At 66.7% G+C, this 25,030-nt stretch carries 22 protein-coding genes and 1 tRNA gene; 10 read left to right on the top strand and 13 right to left on the bottom strand.

Going from position 1 to position 25,030, the window contains the following annotated elements:
- Positions 1-270: 270 nt before the first annotated feature.
- The 6 genes from AC1DVA_RS00445 to AC1DVA_RS00470 form a co-directional block, all read right to left on the bottom strand.
- Positions 271-1,002 carry an HXXEE domain-containing protein gene (locus AC1DVA_RS00445; RefSeq protein WP_476804609.1) on the bottom strand — a complete coding sequence of 244 codons (732 nt, stop codon included), beginning with the start codon at positions 1,000-1,002 and terminating at the stop codon, positions 271-273.
- Positions 1,003-1,081: 79 nt separating this feature from the next.
- Entirely contained in the window at positions 1,082-1,804 is a 723-nt protein-coding gene (locus AC1DVA_RS00450; protein ID WP_476804610.1) for an HXXEE domain-containing protein, read from the bottom strand.
- 384 nt (positions 1,805-2,188) lie between these two features.
- Positions 2,189-2,263: transfer RNA gene (locus tag AC1DVA_RS00455), tRNA-Thr, on the bottom strand.
- Between the two features lie 222 nt (positions 2,264-2,485).
- Positions 2,486-3,190, bottom strand: a complete 705-nt coding sequence (gene pdeM, locus AC1DVA_RS00460) for a ligase-associated DNA damage response endonuclease PdeM (protein WP_476804611.1) — start codon at positions 3,188-3,190, stop codon at positions 2,486-2,488.
- Positions 3,187-5,673: a ligase-associated DNA damage response DEXH box helicase gene (locus tag AC1DVA_RS00465; RefSeq protein ID WP_476804612.1), complete on the bottom strand. Its 2,487-nt coding sequence runs from the start codon at positions 5,671-5,673 to the stop codon at positions 3,187-3,189. The genes pdeM and AC1DVA_RS00465 overlap by 4 nt, the downstream gene beginning before the upstream one ends.
- Before the next feature lie 230 nt (positions 5,674-5,903).
- A complete protein-coding gene (locus AC1DVA_RS00470) occupies positions 5,904-6,863 on the bottom strand; it encodes a class I SAM-dependent methyltransferase (protein WP_476804613.1) in 960 nt (319 codons plus the stop codon).
- A gap of 29 nt (positions 6,864-6,892) precedes the next feature.
- Between AC1DVA_RS00470 and AC1DVA_RS00475 the strand changes: the two genes are divergently transcribed.
- Positions 6,893-7,957: a ligase-associated DNA damage response exonuclease gene (locus AC1DVA_RS00475; RefSeq protein WP_442865060.1), complete on the top strand. Its 1,065-nt coding sequence runs from the start codon at positions 6,893-6,895 to the stop codon at positions 7,955-7,957.
- Between the two features lie 7 nt (positions 7,958-7,964).
- Here the strand turns inward: AC1DVA_RS00475 and AC1DVA_RS00480 are convergent, their stop codons facing one another.
- Entirely contained in the window at positions 7,965-8,741 is a 777-nt protein-coding gene (locus AC1DVA_RS00480) for an SGNH/GDSL hydrolase family protein (protein ID WP_476804614.1), read from the bottom strand.
- A 107-nt stretch (positions 8,742-8,848) separates the two neighbouring features.
- Between AC1DVA_RS00480 and AC1DVA_RS00485 the strand changes: the two genes are divergently transcribed.
- The 3 genes from AC1DVA_RS00485 to AC1DVA_RS00495 all read left to right on the top strand — a co-directional run bounded on the left by AC1DVA_RS00485 (position 8,849) and on the right by AC1DVA_RS00495 (position 11,674).
- A complete protein-coding gene (locus tag AC1DVA_RS00485) occupies positions 8,849-10,486 on the top strand; it encodes a cisplatin damage response ATP-dependent DNA ligase (RefSeq protein WP_476804615.1) in 1,638 nt (545 codons plus the stop codon).
- A gap of 148 nt (positions 10,487-10,634) precedes the next feature.
- Complete coding sequence (locus tag AC1DVA_RS00490; protein WP_265051990.1) at positions 10,635-11,315, top strand: response regulator transcription factor; 681 nt, start codon at positions 10,635-10,637, stop codon at positions 11,313-11,315.
- Positions 11,316-11,419: 104 nt separating this feature from the next.
- Positions 11,420-11,674 carry a DUF6460 domain-containing protein gene (locus AC1DVA_RS00495; protein ID WP_265051991.1) on the top strand — a complete coding sequence of 85 codons (255 nt, stop codon included), beginning with the start codon at positions 11,420-11,422 and terminating at the stop codon, positions 11,672-11,674.
- 190 nt (positions 11,675-11,864) lie between these two features.
- Here AC1DVA_RS00495 and AC1DVA_RS00500 read toward each other — a convergent pair whose 3' ends face one another.
- Positions 11,865-12,953: a quinone-dependent dihydroorotate dehydrogenase gene (locus tag AC1DVA_RS00500; RefSeq protein WP_476804616.1), complete on the bottom strand. Its 1,089-nt coding sequence runs from the start codon at positions 12,951-12,953 to the stop codon at positions 11,865-11,867.
- Complete coding sequence (locus AC1DVA_RS00505; RefSeq protein WP_265051993.1) at positions 12,950-13,294, bottom strand: DUF952 domain-containing protein; 345 nt, start codon at positions 13,292-13,294, stop codon at positions 12,950-12,952. Before AC1DVA_RS00505 ends, AC1DVA_RS00500 begins: the two co-directional genes overlap by 4 nt.
- 165 nt (positions 13,295-13,459) lie before the next feature.
- Here AC1DVA_RS00505 and AC1DVA_RS00510 point away from each other — a divergent pair, with 165 nt between their 5' ends.
- Positions 13,460-14,089, top strand: a complete 630-nt coding sequence (locus AC1DVA_RS00510; protein ID WP_476804617.1) for a S24 family peptidase — start codon at positions 13,460-13,462, stop codon at positions 14,087-14,089.
- A 9-nt stretch (positions 14,090-14,098) separates the two neighbouring features.
- On the opposite strand, the gene AC1DVA_RS00515 is transcribed toward AC1DVA_RS00510, so the two are convergent.
- The 4 genes from AC1DVA_RS00515 to AC1DVA_RS00530 form a co-directional block, all read right to left on the bottom strand.
- Positions 14,099-15,556, bottom strand: a complete 1,458-nt coding sequence (locus tag AC1DVA_RS00515) for a sensor histidine kinase (protein WP_265051995.1) — start codon at positions 15,554-15,556, stop codon at positions 14,099-14,101.
- Positions 15,557-15,566: 10 nt separating this feature from the next.
- On the bottom strand, positions 15,567-16,997 hold the full coding sequence (locus tag AC1DVA_RS00520) for a dihydrolipoyl dehydrogenase family protein (RefSeq protein ID WP_265051996.1): 1,431 nt from the start codon (positions 16,995-16,997) through the stop codon (positions 15,567-15,569).
- Positions 16,998-17,123: 126 nt separating this feature from the next.
- Complete coding sequence (locus tag AC1DVA_RS00525; RefSeq protein ID WP_265051997.1) at positions 17,124-19,454, bottom strand: putative bifunctional diguanylate cyclase/phosphodiesterase; 2,331 nt, start codon at positions 19,452-19,454, stop codon at positions 17,124-17,126.
- Between the two features lie 132 nt (positions 19,455-19,586).
- Entirely contained in the window at positions 19,587-20,528 is a 942-nt protein-coding gene (locus AC1DVA_RS00530) for an enoyl-CoA hydratase-related protein (protein ID WP_476804618.1), read from the bottom strand.
- 450 nt (positions 20,529-20,978) lie between these two features.
- Here AC1DVA_RS00530 and AC1DVA_RS00535 point away from each other — a divergent pair, with 450 nt between their 5' ends.
- The 5 genes from AC1DVA_RS00535 to AC1DVA_RS00555 all read left to right on the top strand — a co-directional run bounded on the left by AC1DVA_RS00535 (position 20,979) and on the right by AC1DVA_RS00555 (position 25,006).
- Positions 20,979-21,140 carry a hypothetical protein gene (locus AC1DVA_RS00535; RefSeq protein WP_265051999.1) on the top strand — a complete coding sequence of 54 codons (162 nt, stop codon included), beginning with the start codon at positions 20,979-20,981 and terminating at the stop codon, positions 21,138-21,140.
- Positions 21,141-21,198: 58 nt separating this feature from the next.
- Positions 21,199-22,488, top strand: a complete 1,290-nt coding sequence (gene murA / locus AC1DVA_RS00540) for a UDP-N-acetylglucosamine 1-carboxyvinyltransferase (RefSeq protein ID WP_265055018.1) — start codon at positions 21,199-21,201, stop codon at positions 22,486-22,488.
- A 45-nt stretch (positions 22,489-22,533) separates the two neighbouring features.
- Positions 22,534-22,980, top strand: coding sequence for a DUF2948 family protein (locus AC1DVA_RS00545; protein WP_265052000.1), 447 nt, complete (start codon positions 22,534-22,536; stop codon positions 22,978-22,980).
- 207 nt (positions 22,981-23,187) lie between these two features.
- Positions 23,188-24,480 carry a histidinol dehydrogenase gene (gene hisD / locus AC1DVA_RS00550; protein WP_476804619.1) on the top strand — a complete coding sequence of 431 codons (1,293 nt, stop codon included), beginning with the start codon at positions 23,188-23,190 and terminating at the stop codon, positions 24,478-24,480.
- 37 nt (positions 24,481-24,517) lie between these two features.
- Positions 24,518-25,006: a UPF0262 family protein gene (locus AC1DVA_RS00555; protein WP_476804620.1), complete on the top strand. Its 489-nt coding sequence runs from the start codon at positions 24,518-24,520 to the stop codon at positions 25,004-25,006.
- The last annotated feature ends 24 nt before the right edge of the window (positions 25,007-25,030 follow it).

Here is a 25,030-nt window from a genome sequence, read left to right on the forward strand (position 1 = left end):
AGAGGATTGAACTCTCGACCTCTCCATTACCAATGGAATTCTCGAAAGTAGCACGCATAACTTAAGTTGCTACATGATTGATTTCGTTTATATTTTGGCGTCGAGAAAACGCGAGGTGTGACACCCTGTGTCAACATTCGCGCTGTGAGTTGGCACAGTTCCACTCGCTGGTTGAATGCCTATCTGGCTATGTCAATCAGTTCGCCTCTGGCAATCATGCCTCGTCCTAGCGGTGAAAATCTGACGCTTGGTACCCGCCGGCAACAGCCGCTACGAGTGGAGAGCGGAAGCGCCGCGCCCGGCGAATGCATTGCGGGCGATCTGATCTCCGAACGGACGGGGCTCGATCCCGGCACGGCGGAGGCGTCCTTCGCGGTCGTTCCTGTTCATCTCCTCAGCCGAAAACGGGTACTGAGACGTGGGGCTCGCAAGCGGGCCGAAAGCAATCCGCTGCATCAATATGCCTGCGAAAAAGCCAAGATAGAGGATGCTGAAGAGCAGGTCCCACCATTGGGCCGTTCCTTGGCCAGCGACTTCCACGATGTACAAAATGCCTATTGGAACATGGCCGAGGATGACAGCCATTAAACCCGGATTGTACCATGTCTTCAGCTTGCGGTTGATGATCACGCCATGAACGATCACTTGGCCGACCAGGCCGAATAGAACTTGGCCCAGGCCCAGCCAGATAACATTCGGCATCAACACCGGCACAAGATAGAACATCCATCCCGACAGGTTGACGAACGCGGCGTTGTTCTGGTTGAGGACATAGCGGTCGGGGGGACCGCCTGCCTTGGGCATCAACACCTCGTTGCAAATCCACGGAAATCCGCCGGGCCAGTAATACTCTTCGAATTCATGCAGCATCAGAACGATGAAGTTCAACGCTAGGAGCTTCTGCAACCAAGTTATGTCGTTCCACCCCCATGCCAGCCAGCCTGCCATGAAGGTTGCAGGAACCAACCCCAGTAAGTACCAGTTCCGCCGAACGTAATTCATCTTGCATCCCCGCCTAAGCAACCGGGTGAGAATATCAGCGAAGGCCGCAGGGTGGTGAGTGGACGCTTGTGCCCACGAACTATTGCTTTGGAACTGGTCGAAGCATTTCCCGCTTGAAGAAACGGCTTGCGACGGCCGCCAAGATTATCGGCGCGAAACCGATCACGGCGGCAAAGATCAGCAGGCCGACACTCCCGATCACGCCAGCCTTAAACAACCCGTAGTCGATGAAAAGCAGGGCATGGGTGACGGCTCCAGCGGCGTAAGCCACGCCCACGACCTTGCCACTGTAGGGCCCACGGATCGCGGAGGCGTAGATGACCCAGATCGACAGCGGCACAAACAGGACCGCCGCCGTCCAGAGGCCGGTATTGTAAGCACCCGCCATGATGCCGCCAGCAGTGTGCAAAAGCCCATTGGCGAGGAGCAGCCCCCAGAAACTAAGGCCGATGAGGACGTTGCGACGGAAGAGATACGCAGCCAGTGGGGCCCCAAACCACATCAAAGCGATGTTTACGACCGGGTAGAACGCCAGTGGGATCGGGCAGGCTGGATAGGGCGGAAAGCCAAGCTTCTGACAAATCATTTCCTGAATGGAGTAGTCGAGGCCCATCACAGGCAGGCTGTATTCCTCGAACTGATGCAGCCAATACAGCGGCACTGCGAGCCAAGCCAGCCACGCCGGATCACGCCAGCGCGACACCTTGGGATTGCTCCGGAAGACATCTGTGGTCAGCAGGATGGCCACAATTACAATCGCCCCACCCAACCCAATGAAGGGCCAAACGGTGTAGAACCACATGCGCATCGTCCCCCGACCCTTGAGCTGGATCATAAGGAACGGCCCGTCGGATTACCATTGTCAGTTGAGCCGTTCGCGGAAGGCGCTCCCCGAGCTGGTATCGTCCCGTGGCCCCTCGGCACAGACGCCGCCGAACTTCTCCGATGGGTCGCCAACGAAATGTCCGCACCGGGGTCGTCTCTTGCAATTCGCGGGGGGTACCAAGCGTCAGATTTTCACCGCTAGGACGAGGCATGATTGGATAAGCGATCAGCTTTATATGCCCCACTTACACCCGGCTAGATCAATCCCGATTGGCACACGTCGTGGCACAAATCGGTCACACACCCTGTCACAGCCAACAACCAAAGTTGGTGCCCTTTAGCGGGCGTACGGAAGGAGATTTGGTGCCGTTGGGGAGGATTGAACTCCCGACCTCACCATTACCAATGGTGTGCTCTACCACTGAGCTACAACGGCCTATTCCAAATCAGACACCTTTAGGACGGTGCCATTCACAACCAGAGATATGACACATCATTGGTAAACATCATTACCAATGGAGTGCTCTACCACTGAGCTACCGCAGCAGGTCCGGCTGCCGGGCGCATCGCTGTCGCTCTGAGGCGGTTGCGGGCGCTGGGCGTCGTTCCGAAGCGGCGCCCTGATGCCACATGCGCGGGGCGGGCGCAACCCGCTCTCTCAATCCGGCAGCAATAATCGTGGATCGATCCGGAAGAGTCGGCCATCGCCGAGCAGATGCGCGCTCAGGCCTTCTCGGAACAACGGGCGGAAGGCTGCGTCCCGCAGGTTGAGGCCACCGGCATAGGCGCCCATCGCCGGCATCACGCAACGGCGCGGCGACAGCGCGAAGCAGCGGCGTCTCAGGCCCCGGCCGCGCATCCTCACCTTGGCGGCGGGGTGCAGATGGCCGGCGATCTCGTATCCGGTCTCGGTGGGGTTCGGCTCATGGCGCAGCGTGACACCGGAAAGCGCGATCGCCCCCGCGCTCTCGCCGCCGACGCGGGCGCTGATCGAGGGGTCGTGGTTGCCGGTGATCCAGAGCCAGTCGCGGCCTTGCTGCAGCAGGCGCAGCGAAGCCAGGCTCTGTGGCGCGAGCCGCTCCTCCGCCTGCCGATCATGAAAGCTGTCGCCGAGCGCGATCACGCAGCGCGGCTGCAGGCGCAGGATCGCAGCAGTGAGCGCGGCCAGTGTCGCCGTGGAATCATAGGGCGGCAGCATCACGCCGCGCGCCGCATAGGCAGAGCCTTTCTCGAGATGCAGGTCGGCGACGACGAGCGTGCGCTCCTCCGGCAGCCAGAGCGTGCCGGAGATATCGGGCACGATCGTGAGCCGGCCCAGCATGAAGGCCGCTTCCGTCACTGTCATGCGCTGTGCTAGCGTCACGCCATCGCCTCTTCGGTCAGCATCGCCTCCGCCTCCGCCAGGATTTCATCCGCCGCCTCGCCAAAGACCGCCTCGCGCCCGATCTCGAGCATCACGGAGACCCCGAGCGGCGAAACATGGTCGAGCGGCTGATGAACGACTCGGCCGCTGATTCGTGTCAGCATCTCACCGAGCCGGCGAATGTCGAGCAGGCCCGTCGCCGCATCGGCGCGCGCGGCTTTCAGCAGGATGTGGTCGGGCTCGTGCCGCCGCAGCACGTCATAGACCAGGTCGGTCGAGATCGTCACCTGCCGGCCGCTCTTCTCCTGGCCCGGATAGCGCCGCTCGATCAGCCCGCCGATGATGGCGCAGGCCCGGAACGTGCGCTTCATCAGCGCCGATTCCGCCATCCACTCCTCGAGGTCGTCGCCGAGCATTTCCTGCGCGAACAGGTCATCGAGGCTGAGGGCGCCGCGCGCGATCGCCGCGGACATGTCGGCGAGCGTCCAGCAGGCCATGCCGTAATCGTTGCAGACGAAGCCGAGCGGCCGCATCCGGGCCCGCTCCAGCCGCCGCGTCAGCAGCATGCCGAGGGTCTGGTGGGCGAGGCGGCCCTCGAACGGGTAGGCGACGAGATAGAAGCGCCCGCCGCGCGGAAAGGTCTCGATCAGAAGCTCGCCGGGCTTGGGGACTCGTGACTTCAGCTTCTGCGCATGCAGCCAGGCCGAGACCTCCTCCGGCAGCGTGTTCCAGAGATGGGGCGAGGCCAGCATGGCGCGGACGCGCGCGGCGAGGAAGGTCGAGAGCGGGAACTTGCCGCCGTTATAGGAGGGAACCTTCGGATCGGTACCGGCGGCTGCGCGCGAGCAGACCGCCTCGTTCTCGACGATACCCTCGAAGCGCAGCACCTCGCCGGCGAAGACGAAGGTGTCGCCGGGCACCATGGTCTCGGCGAAATACTCCTCGACCTCGCCGAGAATCCGCCCGCCTCGGGTGATCGTGCCGGGCTGACCCGGCCGGCTCGTGCGCGCACGTCCGAGCCGGACCTTGAGCATCGCCGCCTCGACGATGGTGCCGACATTCATGCGGTATTGCTGGATGACGCGGGCATGGCTGGCGCGCCAGAGGCCGGTCTTGTCCTGCCGCAGCTTGGCGAAGCGCTCATAGCTCTTCAGCGCATAGCCGCCGGTGGCGACGAAATTGACGACGGCGTCGAAATCCGCGCGGGCGAGATCGGCATAAGGGGAGGCGGTACGGACTTCCTCATAGAGCGCATCGGCCTCGAACCCGTCCGAGCAGGCGACGCCGAGCACATGCTGGGCGAGCACGTCGAGCGCGCCGATGCGTGGTGGCGGGGTGTCCTGTGCCGCTTCGTGCACGGCTTCGAGCGCGGCACGGCACTCCAGCAGCTCGAAGCGGTTGGACGGCACCAGCAGCGCCTCGGAGGGCTCGTCCATGCGGTGGTTGGAGCGGCCGATGCGCTGGATCAGCCGGCTCGCGCCCTTGGGCGCGCCGAGATTGACGACGAGATCGACATCGCCCCAGTCGATGCCGAGGTCGAGCGTCGCGGTGCAGACCACGGCCTTGAGGCGCCCATCCGCCATCGCGGCCTCGACCTTGCGGCGCTGCTGGGCGTCGAGCGAGCCGTGATGCAGCGCGATCGGCAGGTTGTCGTCGTTGAGGTTCCATAGCGCCTGGAAGGCGAATTCCGCCTGCATGCGCGTGTTGACGAAGACCAGCGTGAGCTTGTGCGTTCGGATGGCCTCATAGACCTCGGCCATCGCATGCAGTGTCGTATGCCCGGCAATCGGGAGGCGTCGCTCCGTGTCGAGGATGCCGATGCGCGGCTTGGCGCCGCCCGCGACGGTGACCAGCCCGGCGGGCGTCTTGGCTCCGCCGAGATAAAGCTGGAGATCGGCGGGCTCGCGTACCGTCGCCGAGAGGCCGACGGCCGAGGCCTGCGGTGCCAGCGCCTTGAGCCTGGCAAGGTCGAGCGAGAGCAGGTCGCCGCGCTTGGAGGTGACGAGCGCGTGCAGTTCGTCGAGCACGATGCGGCGAAGGTTGGCGAAGAAGGGTGCAGCGGCGCGATGCGAGACGAGGAGCGCCAACTGCTCCGGTGTCGTCAGCAGGATATCGGGCGGGCGCTGGATCTGGCGCGTGCGCTTGGCGGCGGAGGTGTCGCCAGTGCGGGTTTCGATGGTGATCGGCAGCCCCATCTCGCGCACGGGCGCTTCGAGGTTGCGGGCGATGTCGACGGCGAGTGCCTTCAGCGGCGAGATGTAAATCGTGTGCAACCCGTCATGCCGGCCAGCCCGTTCGCTGAGTTCGACAAGCGAGGGCAGGAAACCGGCGAGCGTCTTGCCGGCACCGGTCGGCGCGACCAGCAGCGTCGAGCGTCCGGCGCGGGCTTCCTCCAGCAGCGCGAGCTGATGCGGCCGCACGCTCCAGCCGCGCCCAGTAAACCAGGCCTCGAAGGCGGGAGGGAGCGGGGACGGAGCGGCCATGCACTCCAGAGATAGGACGGAGCGTGGGAGAACGAAAGGGGAATGACGCGGCCGTCATGCCCGAGGGCGCAGACGGCCGAATATCTCGCTCCCCGCTGCATCCAATGGCGTGGCGCCGGCGTATCCCGAGCGAGGTCAGGCTCCTCCTCAAAGCCGCATATGGAGCTGGCCCGGTCGCGAACCCCCCTTTGCGGCCGGGTCTCCCATATTCCCGCCTTGAGGCGAAATCCTCAGCGTCGCTCCGCCACGACCAGCAGCCCCGGCACGGGCGAGCCGCGATCCTGCCGCGTGCTGGCGGGCTCGATGAGTAGGGGGGCAAGGCCCGCTTCATCCAGCCTCTGCTTCAGCCAAGCCTCCGCATGCGCGAACCGCCGATCCCCGCCGACGACCACGCCTTCGCCGTCATGGCTCTGCACCGTGAAGGCGAGGAGACCGCCCGGTTCCAGCACCCGCGCGCTCTGGGCGAAACAGGGCGCGAGTTCGCCGAGATAGACGAAGACGTCGGCAGCCACCACGAGATCGGCGGAAGCATCCGGGCGGCTGGCGAGGAAGCTCGTCAGCCCGGCGACCGCAAGCTTGTCGTAAAGCGGCGTTCCGTCGGGGGCCGTCTTGACCCGTGCGCGCTCGATCATGCGCGGCGAGAGATCGCAGCCGGCGATGAAACCGCTCTGCTCGTGGATCGCTTCGCCCATCAGCCCGGTGCCGCAGCCGAGATCGTAGACGATGTCGAACCGGAAGGGCCGGCCGGCGTTGCTGCAGCAGCGGACCAGCGCGGATTTCAACAGTTCGGGGGCGTTGTAGTGCAGGGTCTGGGTGAGATGGCTGTCGAAGCGGTCGGCATAGGCGTCGAACAGCGCGCCGGAGAAGTTCTCGGAGGTCGCCTGCTCGGCAGGCAGCGCGCCGATGCGGGCGAGGTCGAGCCGCGCGCCGAAATGATCGGCGGGATCGAGGTCGAGGCATTGCCGCCAGGCCGTCGCGGCGTCCTCCTTGTGGCCGAGCGCCTCCTGCGCCAGCCCGTAGAGATGCCAAGCGGCGGTGAAATGGTAGGCCTGCGACAGGGTCTGGTCGAGGATCTCGACGGCCGCTTGCGCGTCCCCGTCCTGCAGCGCAGCCTCGGCCCAGCCATAGCGGCGGTCGAGCACGGGGTCGCCGGAGCTGGCGAAATGCGTGGTCGAGCCTGTATCGGTCATACCGACCGATGTAGCCGAGGAGTGTGACGCTGGCCAGACAAAGCGCCCGCTGGCGCCCCTCCGAATTGCTATTGCCGACGCCGGCGGGGCTCTATTGCCCGCCAGCCGACATCCATGTCGACCCCGTCCGGCCCGTGGCGCGGGCTCTGATCACCCACGGCCATTCAGATCACGCCCGCGCCGGCCACGGCGCCGTGCTGGCGACGCGCGAGACGCTGGCGATCATGGCGCTGCGCTATGGCGAGGCCTTCACCGGCTCGCAGCAGGTCGCCGTTCCCGGCGAGACGATCCGCATCGGTGAGGTCGATTTCCGGTTCGCGCCGGCGGGCCATGTCCTTGGCTCGGCCCAGATCGCGGTCGAGAGCCGCGGCCTGCGCATCGTAGCTTCCGGCGATTACAAGCGCGAGCGCGACCCGACCTGCGCACCCTTCGAGGTCATGCCCTGCGATATCTTCATCACCGAGGCGACCTTCGGCCTGCCTGTCTTCCGTCATCCGTCGGCGGCGGGAGAGGTAGCCAAGCTGCTCGAATCCGTCAGGCTCTTCCCGGAGCGGACGCATATCGTCGGCGCCTATTCGCTCGGCAAGGCGCAGCGCGTCATGGCGCTGATCCGCGAGGCCGGCTACGAGCGGCCGCTCTACATCCATGGCGCGGTCGAGAAGATCACCGAGTTCTATCAGGCCGAGGGGATTCCGCTCGGCGAGATCCGCAAGGTCGCAGGCGAGGATCGCAAGGCGCTGGGCGGCGAGATCGTGATCTGCCCGCCGAGCGCGACGCAGGACCTATGGGCGCGCCGCTTTCCGGATCCCGTCACGGCCTTCGCCTCGGGCTGGATGCGAATCCGCGCCAGGGCGCGCCAGAAGGGCGTCGAGCTGCCGCTCGTCATTTCCGATCACGCCGATTGGGACGATCTGCTCGCGACGATCCGCGAGGTGCAGGCCGGCGAGATCTGGGTGACGCATGGCGAGGCGGAGGCGCTCGTCCACTGGTGCGGCACGGCGGGCCTGAAGGCCAAGCCGCTGCATCTCGTCGGTTATGGCGACGAGGGCGAGGCGGACCCGGTCGAGGAGGCCGCCGATGCGCCGGCCGTCTGAGCCCCGATCAGCGCGACTGCGCCATGACCGAGCGGCTCGGCGCGGCCATGCCGACCATCGCATTCGCCATGTCGCGGGCGAGGCAGTCATAGCCCGCATCGCTCATGTGGAAGCCGTCCGTCCAGAGCGCGGCCTTGAACGCCTCGGCATCGGCGCGGTGCCACTCCGTCATGGTCTCGTAGCGGGAGAAGACCGGCACGTTCTCGCGCCGCGCCGTCTCGCCGACGGCGGCGACATAGGCGGCGTAGCGCTCCGGGTCCTTCACCGAGGGGAAATACTGCGGATCGAGGATCGTCAGCGCCGGGCCGGCATTGCGCACCAGGGCGATGCCGTCGTTGACCATCGACTTGAACGCATCGAGGTCGCCGCCCTTGACGGCGTCGTTCGTGCCGACCTGCCAGATCACCAGATCGTAATGGCGCTCGGCGAGCGCGGCCCTGAGCCTGGCGAGCGTCTGCGGCGCGGTCTCGCCGCCGATGCCGGCATTGACGATCTCGATCTTGGATTTCGGCCAGGCCTTGGCCAGCAGCGCCTGCAAACGGGCAGGATAGGTCCTGTCCTTGGCGCTGGCGCCGACGCCTTCCGTGGAGGAGGAGCCGATGGCGAGGATCGCGAGCGTCTGGCCCTGCGTGACCTTGGTGGAGAGCGGTGCGAGCGTGGCGTTCGAGCGCATGATCGGCGTCTCGCGGCAGGAGAAGCCGGCCGCCAGTGCGGGGGCTCCTACCGAAAGCGCTGCAGCGATGACCGGCAAGGCAAGGAACCGCATCGCGGCACGCATCGGCATCTGTCTCCTGGCTACCCTGCCGCTGTTAAGGTTTGCTTCATGAACGGTATCTGAACGATGCGGTGCAACAAATCCGAACGGGCGCAGTGTTGCGCGGGTGCGACAGCATGAACCGCTTCGCCTGGCTGCTCGATCGTCTCGCCTATGAGCCGCGCCGCAACGCCAAGCTGGCGCTGATCGCCGACTATCTGCGTACGACGCCCGACCCCGATCGCGGCTATGCGCTGGCGGCGATGACCGGCGGGCTCGTCTTCCGCAATGCCAAGGCCGGGCTGATCCGCGCGTTGATCGCCGAGCGGACCGACCCTGTACTGTTCGCCCTGTCCTATGACTATGTCGGCGACCTCTCGGAGACGGTCGCGCTGATGTGGCCGGCGCGACACGGCACTAACGCGGTGCCGCATCTGCCGGAGGTGGTCGAGAGCCTGCGCGAGGCCGGCAAGACCGACCTGCCGCGCCTCGTCGCCTCCTGGCTCGATGCGCTCGACGAGACCGGCCGCTGGGCGCTGCTCAAGCTGATCACCGGGAGCTTACGCATCGGCGTATCCGCTCGCCTCGCCAAGACGGCGGCGGCGAACCTCGGCGGGGTGCCTGCCGATGAGGTCGAGCAGGTCTGGCACGGGCTTGAGCCGCCCTACACCGAGCTTTTTGCTTGGCTCGAGGGCAGGGGGCCGCGACCGGAGGCGCGCGATCCCGCGCCGTTCCGTCCGGTCATGCTGTCCCATCCGATCGAGGATGGCGATTTCGACAAGCTCGACCCGGCCGACTTCTCAGCCGAATGGAAATGGGACGGCATCCGCGTCCAGGCCGTTAGTGGCGTCAAAGCGGACGGCACGCGGCTGACCCGGCTCTATTCGCGCACCGGCGAGGATATCGCCGGCGCCTTTCCCGATCTCGTCGATGAGCTGACGCAGGACGGCGCACTGGACGGCGAGTTGCTGGTGATGCGCGAAAGCGCCGTGCAGAGCTTCAACACGCTGCAGCAGCGCCTGAACCGCAAGACCGTCACGCCGAAGATGCTGGGCGAGTTCCCCGCACATATCCGCGTCTACGACCTCCTGGTCGACGGCGAGGAGGATATTCGCCATCTCCCGCTGGAAGAGCGGCGCAAGCGCCTAGAAGCCTTCCTGTCCCGTCTTGCCAGCATCCGCTTCGACCTGTCCCCGGTGATCCCCTTCACTACCTGGGATGAGCTGACGGGGGCTCGCGCCGATCCGGCCGCCGCCGGGGCGGGCGCCGATGCCGAGGCGGTCGAGGGGTGCATGATCAAGCGGCGCGATTCCCCCTATCTGCCCGGTCGTCCCAAGGGCTATTGGTGGAAATGGAAGCGCGACGCCCGGCTCGTCGATTGCGTGCTGATGTATGCCCAGCGCGGCCACGGCAAGCGCTCCTCCTTCTATTCCGACTACACCTTCGGCGTCTGGCGCGTGGGCGAGGAGGGCGGCGAAGAACTCGTGCCGGTCGGCAAGGCCTATTTCGGTTTCACCAACGAGGAGCTGATCGAGATCGACAAATACGTCCGCAAGAACACGCTGAACCGCTTCGGCCCGGTGCGCGAGGTTACGCATGAGGCGCAGGCCGGTTTGGTCTTCGAAGTTGCCTTCGAGGGCTTGCAGCGCTCGACGCGGCACAAGTCGGGGCTTGCCATGCGCTTTCCCCGGATCAACCGCATTCGTTGGGACAAGCCGCCGCGCGAAGCCGACCATATCGAGGTACTGGAAGCGATGCTGCCGACCAATGGCTGAGCCGCAATGGGTTGCAGCCTTGCGCTGTCGATGCTTGTGGTGAGTTCCCTGCCTGGGGCAAAATGCGCGGGCCGGACAAGGGCATCGGCCCGAAAAGTGGAATACCGGTTTTCGGACAGAGCCGATGCCGGCTTAGGGAGTGGTGGCGATGAGCAAGCAGCCTTCGACGCGGATCGTCATCGCGGACGACCATCCGCTGTTTCGCGGCGCGCTGCGCCAGGCCGTATCGCATGCGATCGGCGGTGCCGAGGTCAGCGAGGTCGGCTCGCTCGAAGCTTTGACCGAGGCGCTGGCGAGCGGCGGCGACGCCGACCTTGTCCTGCTCGATCTGACCATGCCAGGCGTGCAGGGCTTCTCCGGCCTGCTCTTCTTGCGCGCGGATCATCCCGAAATTCCGGTGATCGTCGTCTCCGCCAATGACGACCCGGCGGTGATTCGCCGCTGCATCGAGTTCGGCGCGCTCGGCTTCCTGCCGAAGACCGCCGATGTCGCGCAGATGGGCGAGGCGATCCGCGCGGTGCTCGATGGCGGGGTCTGGACGCCGCCGGGCGTCGATCTCACTGCCCCGGTCGATGCCGAGATCGCCGACATGGTCCGCCGCATGTCGACGCTGACGCCGCAGCAGGTGCGCGTGCTGATGATGCTGTCGGAAGGGCTGCTCAACAAGCAGATCGCCTACGAGCTCGGTGTTTCCGAGGCGACGGTGAAGGCCCATGTCTCGGCTATCCTGACCAAGCTCGACGTCGACAGCCGCACGCAGGCGGTGATCGCCGCCTCGAAGATCGCCGGCACCGCCTGGGCGACGGCGGGGGCCTCGGCGACCGTCTGACGCCGACGGCGTTCAGGCGCCGTTCAAGCGCAACGGATTTCAGGTTAAGACGATTGGGAAGCGCCTCGGAATGTGCGGGGCGCAACAGGATGGCCAACGCTTCCATGGAACGGTTTATCGGCGGCTCGCCCCTCAGCGTCCTCGTCCGCCTGATCTTCATCTCGCTGCTGGTCGGGGCCGCCCTGGCCTTCCTAGGCCTGTCGCCGCAGAGCCTCTATGAAGCGGCCGCACGCTTCATCCGCTCGATCACGGGGCTCGGCTTCGGCGCGGTGCGCGAGGTCGGTCAGTGGATCATCGCCGGCGCGCTGATCGTCGTGCCGCTCTGGCTGCTGATGCGGCTCTTCGCGGCGCGGAAGTGAACTCGTCATCTTCCGCTGGAACCACGCCGTCTTTCTGAGGCATTGCGCAGCAATGAGCCCGGAACCCAGAGCCGATGCCCTGACTTGTGTGGGCGATCGCTGTCGGCCTCTTCTCGACCGGGCGCATCGGTTCTGGGTTCCGGGCTCAAGCCTTCGGCTTGCCCCGGAATGACGGCGTGGTTCTTGATCCTCAAAGCCCTTCGCCGCGGGCGATCGCGGCGGCATCGCGCCCGATCAGGGCGGTGAGCCGCGTCAGCCCCGCGCGGCGCGCCTGCGTGGCGAGTCCGGTCTTCACCTGCTTCGCCAACTGCGGCCCCTTGAACACCATCGCCGAATAGAACTGCACCAGCGTCGCGCCGGCCCGGATCTTGGCAAAGGCGGTCTCGGCCGAATCGACTCCGCCGACGCCGATCAGCGGGAACTGTCCTTCGACGCGCAGGAAGGTCTCGGCCAGGATGCGCGTCGAGGCGGCGAAGAGTGGCTTGCCTGACAACCCGCCCGTCTCTGCCTTGGCTGCGCTGTGCAGGCTTTCCGGGCGCGCGATCGTGGTGTTGGAGACGATCATGCCCTCGATGCCGCGCTTGCGGGCGACGGCGATCATGCCGTCGAGTTCGGGCAGCGTCAGGTCCGGCGCGATCTTGACCAGCACCGGCGTGCGCCGGCCGCCGGCGGCAGCTTCGTCGCGTGCGGCGAGCGTGCGCGCCACGAGATCGTCGAGCGCGGCTTCGGCCTGCAGGTCGCGCAGGCCCGGTGTATTCGGCGAGGAGACGTTGATCGTCAGGAAATCGGCGAGCGGCGCCAGCCGGCGGGCAAGAGTGGCGTAGTCGGCAGCACGGTCCGAAGAATCCTTGTTGGCTCCGAGGTTCACGCCGACCAGGCCGCTGCGGCCGCGCCGGGCTTCGAGCCGCTTCGCGACGGCTTCCATCCCCTCGCTGTTGAGGCCGTAGCGATTGATGACGGCCTCGTCCTCGGTCAATCGGAAGACGCGCGGGCGCGGATTGCCGGGTTGCGGCAGCGGCGTCACGCCGCCGACCTCGACGAAGCCGAAGCCCAAGCCCAGCGCGCCGTCGACCGCTTCTGCATTCTTGTCGAAGCCGGCGGCGAGGCCGACAGGGTTCGGGAAGGTGCGCCCGAAGGCTTCCGTCGCCAGTACGGGATCGTCCGAGCCCGTTTTCAGCGCGGGTGCCGCGGCGAGCGCGGCGACGGTCAGGCGATGCGCAGTTTCCGCGTCCATGCGGTGGATCAGCGGCCGGGCGATGTTGAACAGGCTGCCGATCATGCGAGGTCCTCCGGAATGGCGTGGGTCCCGTCGAGGTTGAGCGGCAGCGGCGTGATCCAGCGAGCCGTCTTCGGGTCGAGCGGGGCGTAGAGGTGCGGGAACAAGGCGCCGCCACGCGAGGGCTCGTAGCGTAGTGCCGGGCCGAGGCGCGCATCGTCGATGGCGATCAGCAACAGGCCGTCCTGCCCGGCGAAGTGCTTCGCCACGGTCTCCGCGAGCTGCGCGGCCGTGGAGAAATGGATGTAGCCGTCGGCGAGATCGACCGGAGCACCGGCGAAGCGGCCATTTCGCTCGGCTTCCTGCCAAAGCGGGGCGGGGCATATCTTGTAGATCAGCGGCACCGGCAATCTCGCGGGGACATGTCGGGCACGGCTTAGCCGCTGGCAGGAGGTTTCCGCAAGCCGCAGCCGAATTGTGGCGAGAATCGGATTGAAGTCTTATGTAATAGGTGATATTTCCTATTTCTAATCCCCGCCCCACGGCAAGAGCGAAGCGAGGTCCGCGCGATGCTTTCACATGACCAGATCTGGGAGGCGATCGATACGCTTGCTCAGCGCTACGGTTTCACCGCCTCGGGGCTGGCGCGCAAGGCTGGCCTCGACGCCACGACCTTCAACCGCTCCAAGCGCGTGGCGCCGGACGGGCGCGAGCGCTGGCCCTCGACCGAATCGATCTCCAAGATCCTGGCCGCGACGGGCGCCTCCTTCGACGAGTTCATGAGCGCTGTGCTCCGGCGCGAACCGGCCCCGGCGCGGACCATCCCGCTGATCGGCTTCGCCCAGGCCGGCTCCGGCGGCTTCTTCGACGATGGCGGCTTCCCGGTCGGCACCGGGTGGGAGGAGGTCGCTTTTCCCGGCGTCGCCGACGAGAAGGCCTATGCGCTCGAGATTTCCGGCGATTCGATGCTCCCGCTGTATCGCGACGGCGACACCATCATCGTCTCGCCGACCGCGACGGTGCGGCGCGGTGACCGGGTCGTGGTCAAGACGGTGGAGGGCGAGGTGCTGGCCAAGCAGCTCAGGCGCCAGACCGCGAAGACCGTCGAGCTCGCCTCGCTCAACCCGGAGCATCCGGACCGCGTGCTGAACCTCGGCGAGATCGCCTTCATGGCGCGGGTGATCTGGGCGAGCCAGTAACCCGACCTGTCAGTGCCCGTTGCTGCGCCGCGCCGGCAGAGTGACCCTGAACACGGCACCGGCCACCGAGGGCTCCAGCTCGATCGTGCCGCCATGGAGCCGGACAAGTTCGGCGGCGACAGCGAGGCCAAGGCCGGTGCCGCCCGGCGTCACCGACCCCCGGAAAGCCTGGAAGAGATTGGCCCGCGCCCGCTCGGGCACGCCCGGCCCGTTGTCGATGATGCGCAGCGCCACCGAACCGTTCACCGGTCCGGCCATCACCGTCAGGATCGGCTGGTTGCCTGCTTCCGCTCCCGCCTGGGTCAGCGCCTGGACGGAGTTGCGCATCAGGTTCGTCAGCACCCGCGCCATCTGGTCGGGATCGCAAGGGGCGACCAGCTCGGCCGGGATCTGATTCTCGAAGCGCAGCCGCCCGTTGCCGGGCAGGCCGAGCATCTCCGCCTGTTCGGCGACGAGCTGCCGCAGCGCAACCTCGCGGATAACGGGCGTCGCCTCGGCCGCGCGGCCATAGGCGAGGGTGGCCTGGCAGAAGTCGATGGCGCGTCCGAGCGTCGCGATCAGCCGCGGCGCGAAGCGGCGGATCTTGGCGTCGCGCGTCTCGATCAACTGGTCGGACATCAATTGCGCCGCCGCCAGCATGTTGCGCAGGTCGTGGTTGATCTTGGAGACGGCGAGCCCGAGTTCGGCGAGGTGCTTTTTGGTGCGCAGCTCGCCGGCGAGCGTCTCTTCCATGCGGGCGAGCGCGCGCTCGGCTTCGCCGATCTCGTCGGCGCGCAGCGAAGGCTCGATGATGCGTTGCGGGTTCTCGGGGTCGGCCTCGAACTCCATGACATTCGCGGCCAGGCGCCGGATCGGCCCGATGATCAGGGCATTCAGCGCGATATAGACCGCCAGCGCCGTGAGGCCGGTGATCAGCAGCGAGATCAGCAGCAGGCTCCACGAGAACTTCAGCATCGCCCGCCGCAGCGGTCCTTCGTCGATGACGATCTCGACGAAATCGGCGCCGCCGACCGCCTCGCCGACCACCCGGATCGGCATGGTGGCGGGGGAAACCAGCACGGCGACCGCTTCCTCGATCGCGTTGATCCAGCCGAGATTGCGCAGATCGATCGAGCGGGACACTTCCGGCGGCGGCATTGAATCCAGGCTGAGCAGCCGCCGCGCCCCGCCGACGCGGGCCGCGATCGACCGGGCACCCACGCCCATCAGCAGCCGGTTCTCGCTGCCCTCCGGCAGACCGTCCTCGGGCGCGCCTTCCAGCACCAGCGCCGCGACCTGCGCGGCGGCGATCCTGTCATGCAGCCAGTTGCGCCGGAAATTCGCGATGGAGGGCAGGTAGATCAGCACCTCCGCCAGCATGACGAAGAGCACGGTGACGAGCAGCAGCTTGGCCGACAGGCCGAGGCGGGTCAGGCCGCGCGGCTGGCTGATCGACAGGTTGTTCCTGGGCAGGCCGGGCTGATGCATTCCGGCGATCTTAGCCGAAGCGCCGCAGAAAGCCGATCAGGCGGCGCAGGCGGGCGCTGTTGGTCGAGGGGACATGGAAAGAGAGCGCCGCGCGGCGCGAGGCGTCCGAGCGGGAGAGCGCGGGCATCACGACCCCGGCCATGTCGGCTATCGTCAGCCCGGCCTTGGCGGCGACGCACCACGGCGCGATCAGTTCGCCGGCACCTTCGCCGACGATGGTGACGCCGAGGATGCGGCCCTTTTTGTCGGTGACGAGCTTGACGAAACCTTCGCTCTCGCCGGCAGCACGCGAGCCGCCCATCTCGGCGAAGGGCCAGCGCAGCACCTGGACGGTGCCGGCCTTGGCCCGCGCGGCGGCCTCGGACAGGCCGATCGCAGCGATCTCCGGCTGGCACCAGGCGACGCGGGGATCTTTCGCGGGATCGATCCGCGTCGGCTGACGGAACAGGATGTTGCGCAGGACGAGGCCGACATGATCCTCCCCGGCCCGGTCCGCTACCGCCGTTGCTGGCCCGCCGGCGCAACCGCCCAGCGCATAGACGCGGCGGTTGCTCGTCCGCAGGGCCTTGTCGACGAGGACGCCGGAGGAATCGTGACGAATGCCGCCGAGGTCGAGGTCGAGCGCCGCGATCTCCGGCCGTTGTGGTGCCGCCAGCAGCAGATGCGAGCCTTCGACGACGGTTTCGCCCGCGCCGCCGGCCAGGACGAGGCGCAAGCCGGAACGGCTGCGCTCCGCCCGGATCGGCTCGACCTTGTCGTGGAGCGTGAGCCCCTCGCGCAGCAGGCGGCGGCGAACCAGCATCGCCGCTTCCGCGTCATGCTCCGCCAGCAGCCCCTCCGGGGCGACGAGCGTGGCTTTGCTGCCGAGACGCTGCAGGGCCTGCGCCAGCGCCGCGCCCGTCGCGCCGCTGCCGAGGATGATCGGGCGTTCGGGCAGGCGTGTCAGCCCGGAGATATCCTCTTCATGGAGGAGCGGCACTGTATCGAGACCGGGCAAATCCGGTTTGGGCGATCGCGCTCCGGTCGCGATGACGAAGCGGCGGGCCTTGATCGGCTGCCCGTCCACATTGACCGTGCTGCGGCTGACGAAGCGGGCCTCGCCGCGGATGATGGTGATCCCAAGCGCGGTGAGGCGCTCCTCGGCGTGGTTGGCGGCCTCTGCCGCCAGCGCGCGCTGGATATGGTCATGAAGCTGCGCCGGGCTCACCTGCGCATCGGTGGTCTTCAGGCCGAGCCGGCCGGCCTCCCGGGCCGCTTGAGCCGACGCTGCGGCCTCGACCAGGGCCTTGGTGGCGAGGGGGGCGGGGCTGCCGCCCAGCACCTCCCTTTCGACGAGCACGACGGAGACGCCGAACGCGGCCGCCGCCGTCGCCAGGGCGATACCGTTGCCGCCTGCGCCGATGACGCAGATGTCGGGTGTCAACGCGGCGGGTTTCGCCACTTTGGCCGTTCCGTCGCTCACCGGATGTCCCGCTTCGCTCTCGTTCTCAATCGCTGATGCGTTGTCGGGCGGGCGGAATCAAGGCCGACGCTCTCCCGATCTTAGGAAGCGCTCGCGTGCCGCGGCTCAGGCGACGCTGCGATTGCCGTTTCCGCCCTTGATGGTCGCGAGAGGCACGGGCCGGCCGAAGAGGAACCCCTGGGCGCGGTGGGCGCCGAGAAGCTGGACGGCGATGCGCTGCTGCTCGGTCTCGATGCCTTCGACCACCACATTCATCTGGAGCCGGCGCGCGAGCTGGCAAACGGCCTCGATGACGGCCTTGGAGGCCTCGTTGGTATGGACCTCGCGGGCGAAGCTCTGGTCGATCTTCACCTGCGCGAACGGGTAGGTCGAGAGATAGGCGAGCGAGGAATAGCCGGTGCCGAAATCATCCAGCGCGAAGGTCACGCCCAGCGCCCGCAGCTCGTCGAGGACCGAAAGCGCCAGCTTGTCGTCCTCGATCAGCAGGGATTCAGTGACTTCGAGCATCAGCCGCCGCGATTCGAGATGCGAGGTCAGCAGTGCGTCCTTGACCGTTTCGATGACCCGGCGGGGCTCGCGGAACTGCAGGGGCGAGACGTTCACGGAGACGCTGATGCCCGGTTCCCAGCTCGCGGCGTCCTTGCAGGCCTGATGGATCGCCCAGTCGCCCATCGCGGCGATCAGGCCGGTCTGCTCGGCGATCGGGATGAAGACGCCGGGAGGAACCAGGCCGCGCGTCGGGTGGCGCCAGCGCATCAGCGCCTCGCGCGAGACGACTTCCTGCGTCTTCAGGTCGATGATCGGCTGGTAGTAGAGTTCGAGCGTGCCGTCCGTCGCGGCCTTGCGCAGGTCGACCTCGATCTCGTGCCGCTCCAGCATCTCCTCGGCCATTGCCGGGTTGAAGAACATCAGCGTGTTCCGGCCGGCCGACTTGGCCTTGTAGAGTGCCGTGTCGGCGTGGCGCAGCAGATCGGCCGGCGTGGTGCCGTCATGCGGCGCCATGGCGATGCCGACGCTGGCCGTGACATAGACCGTCTTGCCCTCGACATCGAAGGCCCGGTTCATGGCGTTGATCATGCGCTGGCCGATGGAGGTGACGATGCCGTGGTCGGCCGAGGGCAGGATCAGCAGGAACTCGTCGCCGCCGAAGCGGGCCAGCATGTCGTTGCCGCGGATCGCGCTGCGCAGGCGGCTCGCGGTTTCCATCAGCACGTGGTCGCCGATATCGTGGCCGAGGCTGTCATTGACCTGCTTGAAGCCGTCGAGATCGACATAAAGTAGCGCGAAGGCCTCGCCCGTCCGCTCTAGCCTGGCGAAGGCGTCGGCGATCTGGGTGTTGTACTCGAACCGGTTGGCGAGCCCCGTCAGCTCGTCGAAGCGCGCCATCTGCTCGATGCGTGCCTCGGTCGCCTTCCGTTCGGTCGCGTCCTCGGTCAGCATGAGAATGCCGCCCTCGGCGGCCGGCGCGAAGGTCACGACCAGCACGAGCCCGCTGCGCGTCACCACCTCGTGGCTCGCCGCCTGCTGGGTGCTCTGGACCGTGGTCAGCGCCGTGCGGATCTCGCGCAGCTGGTCCGAGCTGATCACCTGCCGCTCGACCAGGAAGCGCGCGATCGCCGTCAGCGGTGTCCCGGGCAGGGCGAGCGTCTCCGGCAGGCCGTAGAGCGCGCTGTGCGGTGCGTTGCTGACCGCAAGCTTGAGATTGCGGTCGAACATCGCCAGCCCGTCGATCATCGTGTTCAGGGCGGCGTCGAGCGTGAGGTTTTGCGAGTGCAGGGCCGAGGCGAGCGCCTTCGAATGCTTGGTCGCATCGCTCAGCGCCAGCAGGTTCCGGTGCAGCGAGTTGGTGATCGCGATGTTCGCGGCCACGTAGAGAAAGGCGAAGTAGCCGATATAGCGATAATAGGGGTTATGCGCCTCGATCAGCCCGATCGCCATCGGGATGCAGAAGGTCATCAGCTGCACTGCGACGAATTTGGGCCGGCCGGCGTTGCGCGCGACATAGCCCGACGCCAGGGCGATGGTGGAGGCGACCGAGGTGATGTGGGCCGCCGGATCGTCGGTGTGCACCAGGGCGACATAGCAGCTGTAGCCCAGCACGGCGCTAAAGATCGTGGCGCCAAGGAAGTAATCGCGATCCCAGCGACGGGTCTGCACGTAGCTGTCGTTGGCATGGTTGCGCCGGCGATAGGCCAGAACGGTCATCAGGCGCAGGACGACGATGAGCGTCACCAGCAGGGTGAGGCCCATGAAGACTTCCATGCCGGTCGACAGCCAGCACAGGAAAGGCGTGAGGATCCCGGCGATACCGCCCGGGATGATCGAGGCCGGTGACGAGAAAAGCGAGCTGACCAGCAGCGTGTAGCCGGTCAGGTCGACATCGTCGGCCTTCTCGCGCCCACCGGCAGCCGTCAATCGCTTCAGCGCGCCCGCCATCTACTCCTGCCTTTGCCGCATGCGCGGTCCCGCACGCTAGGCTCAAACCTAGCGCATCATCAAAGGTTTCTAGGGGAGCAGAGGTAAATGCTTCGTGTGACTCCGTTGCGATGAGGGGGTTTCTGGCGCCCCTCAGACCGCTGCTAGATGTCTTTGGTAAACGCGAGCAAGCATCCGGTCCTGTGTTTGCGCGATGCGCTGCAGCTTCGAGATCGCGCTCGGGTTCAGCCGCAGCATGCAGTCGGTCCAGATCTGGCCGAGATGGCCGAGCTCTTCGCGCAGGTCGCCGGCGCGGCGGTTGAAGGCTGAGAAGAGGGCGGTCTTGGCCGCGTGGATCGGCAGGGCGTCGCTGCAGTACTTGCGGATCCAGGCCTCGCCTGTTCCGGTCGGAACCACCGCCTCGAGGCCGCCGGCGGCCATGAATTCCTGAGCGCTCATCTCTTCGCCGGACAGAAGCATCTGCTCCGCCGCACGCGGCCCCATCCGCCGCGACAGGATCGCCACGGCCGTGATCGGGAAGTGGTTGAACTTGATCTCGGGGTAGACGAACGAGGCCTGCTCCTCGGCGATCATCACGTTGCAGGAGCGCGGCGCATCGATGCCGCCGCCAATCGCCTTGGCATGGATGGTCGAGAGGGTGATCACCAGCCCGTTCAGGCCGCCCGAGTTCCAGATCGCACCTTCGGCCGACAGCCGCGCATATTCGGCCAGCGACGCACGATCGTTCTTGGCCAGGCAGTCCAGATAGAAGTCGAGATCGCCGCCGAGCGTGAAGAACGGGCCTGTGCCGCGGAAGGCCAGGAAGCGGACCGGAGCGCGGTGATACTGGTCCGGCGCGCCCCACAGCGTTGCGATCGCGCTCTGGATCTTCACCAGGCTGTCGAGCAGCTGAAGCGTGAAGACGGGCTTCAGCTCGGGTCGGATCGTGACCCAGAGCGTCTTGATCTCCGGCTCATACGCGATCTCCACCTCCGGCAGGAAGCCTGCCTTGTAGCGGATGGCGTCGATGACCTCGCAGCTCTCGAGCAGGGTCGGCGCGACGGTTTCCGCTCCGGTCTTCAAGGACTGCAACACCACGCTACCCCCCGAACTGGCTAGTGTCGTGCAACCTAAACGAGCTTAACAAACTGTAAACGGAAACTCCCCGAAATGGTTAATAGCGTTAAGCTTTTTTCCTGCCCAAACGTCATGCCGGCGATCTCCGCGCCGGGTTCGGTCCGGTCGGAGCAAGAGGCGGACCCTTCGGAAGAGGCAGGGCAGGGGCAGAAAATTTCGGGGAATTGAGGCGGCGGGAAATAAAACGTCGGGAATGCCGGCTTCCGCGAGAAACCCCGCCCCATGGCGGCGCGGGCCGTTTTTCTCATGGCCCGTAACGGCACAATCCTTTGCCGCATCCTGAAACGCGTTCGGCGGCGGGAGAGCGCTTGTCCGCAAGGGGACGAGGGGCTAACCATATCGCCCCGAATTCGCCGCGTTCCCGCGTTCAAACATCCAAGTTGCAAACACCGACGCCGAGCTGATGCCGTGACCCGCCAGACAGCCGAGGACGAGAAGCAGGCGCGCCTAGCCGCCGCGCTCCGCGAGAACCTGAAGCGCCGCAAGGCCCAGGCTCGTGCTCGCCGCTCGGAAGAGGCGAAAGCGCAGGAGCCGGCGCCGCCCGCTCAGGCCGACCCTCCCCGGTCCTGATCCCCCTTACCTTCATGGGCCGCCGGGTTGTCCCGGGATGGCCGAGCAGGACCTGACGATGGACAAGATCCGCATCACCGGCGGCCAGCGCCTCAATGGCGCCATTCCGATCTCCGGCGCCAAGAACGCCGCCTTGCCGCTGATGATCGCGAGCCTGCTGACGGACGAGACGCTGACGCTGACAAATGTGCCGCGGCTCTCGGACGTCACCGCGCTCTCGCGCATCCTGTCCAATCACGGCGCCGACCGCACGGTCGCCGGCAAGCGCATCGGCCAGTCGGCCGAGACCGGCCAGACCATCTCGCTCACGGCCCGTCAGATCGTCGACACCTGCGCGCCCTACGAGCTGGTCTCGACCATGCGCGCGAGCTTCTGGGTGATCGCGCCGATCCTGGCACGGATGGGCGAGGCCAAGATCTCGCTGCCCGGCGGTTGCGCGATCGGCACGCGCCCGGTCGACCTCCTGCTCATGGCACTGGAGAAGCTCGGCGCCGAGATCGTCATCGAGAACGGCTATGCGCTGGCGCGCGCACCGAAGGGGCTGAAGGGTGGCGAGATCGTCTTCCCGAAGGTCACGGTGGGCGGCACGCATACCGCGCTGATGGCTGCGGTCCTCGCGCAGGGCACGACAGTGATCGAGAACGCCGCGCGCGAGCCGGAGGTCACGGACCTTGCCGCCTGCCTCGTCAAGATGGGCGCCAAGATCGAGGGCGCCGGCACCTCCCGCATCGTCGTGACCGGGGTCTCGCGCCTCGGCGGCGCGCATCACGCCGTCCTGCCGGATCGCATCGAGACCGGCACCTATGCGATGGCCGTCGCGATGACCGGCGGCGATGTCGTGCTGGAAGGCGCTCGTCCCGAGCTGCTCCAGTCGGCGCTGGATGTGCTCGGCAAGGCCGGCGTCGAGATCGATGCGACCAACGAAGGCATTCGCGTGCGCCGCAATGGCCACGGCATCGAGGCCGTCGATATCGACACCGATCCGTTCCCCGGCTTCCCGACCGATCTCCAGGCGCAGTTCATGGCGCTGATGACGAAAGCCAAGGGCACCTCGCGCATCCGCGAGACCATCTTCGAGAACCGCTTCATGCATGTGCAGGAACTCGCCCGGCTCGGTGCGAAGATCCGGCTCGACGGCGATGTCGCCCATGTCGAAGGCGTGCCGAAGCTCACCGGAGCGCCCGTCATGGCGACCGATCTGCGCGCTTCGGTCTCACTCGTCATCGGCGGTCTCGCCGCCGAGGGCGACACCACCATCAACCGCGTCTACCATCTCGACCGCGGCTTCGAGGCGCTGGAAGCCAAGCTCACCCGCTGCGGCGCGGTGGTGGAACGCATCAGCAGTTGATTCTCGCCTGTTGATTTTCTCGGGGCGGCTCGTCAGAACAAAATCATGTCAGACGACGTCGCCGCTCCGCTGAAGCTCATCGCGCTCGATACCGACGATCTCGGGGTCGTTTCAGCCCATCTTCAAGACGCCGTGCTGAAGGCGGCCGATCTCGTCTATCTGCCGAGCGAGAAGCGTTTTGCCCTCGCCCTGCGCCGCTTCGACTGGGAGGGCGCGCAGCACGGCAAGCGCCGGCGCCGATTGACGGCGCTGCATTTCGACCGCGTTCTGGCCGTGCGCAGCGCCAAGCTCGACAAGAACGATCCCGACAAGGTGCTGAACCTGCTCGCCGTCACCTTCGACCAGGCCGAGGAGCCGGCCGGCGACGTGACGCTGCATTTCTCGGAAGGCGCGGCGATCCGCCTCTCGGTCGAATGCGTCGAGGCCCAGATGAAGGATCTCGGGCCGGTGTGGGAAGCCGTGGCGACACCCGGCCATCCCAACGGCGCCTGAGCCAGATCGCGCTGCCGCCTTTTTGGCCGGTGCCCGCTTCAACCTTCGACACCCTTCGTCTAAGAACGCGCCGTCATCCCGGACAAGCCGCGAAGCGGCGCCGGTCCGGGATCCATCGAAGGGTGCTGCGCTCTACGATGGATTCCGGGTCTTCGCTGCGCTACGCCCGGAATGACGACCGAGAGTTCCGATTTGTCGAGGATACCCATGCCGATCAGGCTCGACGACAGCGACGCAGGCTTTGCCGAGACGTTTGCGGCGCTGCTGTCCGCCAAGCGCGAGGTCTCCGAGGAGGTCGATCGCGTCGCTGCCGACATCATCGCAGAGGTCCGTAAAAACGGCGATACGGCGCTGCTCTCCTATACCAGCCGCTTCGATGCGCTCGACCTGACGCCGGAGACCCTGCGCGTCGGCGAGGCCGAGATCGATGCAGCCGTCGCCGCCTGCTCGCCGGAGCTGCTGGCGGCGCTGGAGACCGCACGTGAGCGCATCGCCGTCTATCACGAGCGCCAGAAGCCGGCCGATTCGTGGGTGAAGGATGCGGCGGGCGTCGAGGCCGGCTGGCGCTGGAGCGCGATCGAGGCCGTCGGCCTTTATGTGCCCGGAGGCACGGCGAGCTACCCCTCCTCGGTGCTGATGAACGCGATCCCGGCGAAGGTCGCCGGCGTGCCGCGCATCGTCATGGTCGCTCCGACCCCGCGCGGCGAGACCAATCCGCTCGTGCTGGCCGCCGCGCGGCTGGCCGGCGTCGACGAGGTCTACCGCATCGGCGGCGCGCAGGCCGTGGCAGCACTGGCCTACGGCACGGACAGCATCGCGCCCGTCGCCAAGATTGTCGGCCCCGGCAATGCCTATGTCGCCGCCGCCAAGCGCCGCGTCTTCGGCCAGGTCGGCATCGACATGATCGCCGGCCCCTCCGAGGTGCTGGTGATCGCCGACCGCACCGCCAATCCCGACTGGATCGCCGCCGATCTGCTGGCCCAGGCCGAACACGACGTATCCGCCCAGTCGATCCTGATGACGGACGATGCGGCATTGGCAACTGAGGTCGAGAAGGCCGTGGCTGCCCAGCTCGCGACGCTGCCGCGCGCCGGGATCGCCGGCCAGAGCTGGCAGGAATTCGGTGCGATCCTGCTCGTCGCCGATCTGGAAGCGGCCGTGCCGCTGGTCGATCGCCTCGCGCCCGAGCATCTCGAGATCATGACGGCCGAGCCCGAGCGTCTCGCCGGACTCATCCGCAATGCCGGCGCGATCTTCCTCGGCGGCCATACGCCCGAGGCGATCGGCGACTATGTCGGCGGCCCCAACCACGTCCTGCCCACAGCGCGTTCCGCACGCTTTTCCTCCGGCCTCGGCGTCGGCGACTTCATGAAGCGGACCTCGCTGTTGAAATGCGGCCCGGAAGGCCTGCGGTCGCTCGCCTCCGCCGCGACGCAACTCGCCGAAGCCGAGGGCTTGCAGGCGCATGGCCGATCCGTGACGATCAGACTCAATCTCTGAGCGCCGGAAACCGAGCGGCGCTGCGGCAGGAGAAGCGATGTCCGACGCCTCGATTTCCAACAAGCAATGCCTGGTCGGCGTCACGCTCGACGAGGACTCGCTCGGCCGCGGCTCGCCGGATCAGGAGCATGAGCGTGCCGTCGCCATCTACGACCTGATCGAGCGCAACAGCTTCGTCGTGCCGGAGCATGACGGTGGGCCGTATCTCGCGCATCTCGCCATGGTCGAGCGCCGCCTCGTCTTCGAGGTCAGGCAGTCCGATGGCGCGCCGGTGGTGACGCATCATCTCTCGCTCAGCCCGTTCCGGCGCATCATCAAGGACTACGAGCTGATCTGCGAGAGCTACTATGCCGCGATCCGGACCGCGACGCCCTCGCAGATCGAGGCGATCGACATGGGCCGGCGCGGCCTGCACGACGAGGCGGCCGGCATCCTGGCCGAGCGGCTGGCCAACAAGGTCGAGGTCGATTTCGACACGGCGCGCCGCCTCTTCACCCTGATCTACGCCCTGCACTGGAAGGGCTGACGGGTTGGAGCGGAGAGCATTTTC

Source organism: Allobosea sp. P4_C6 (assembly GCF_056402015.1).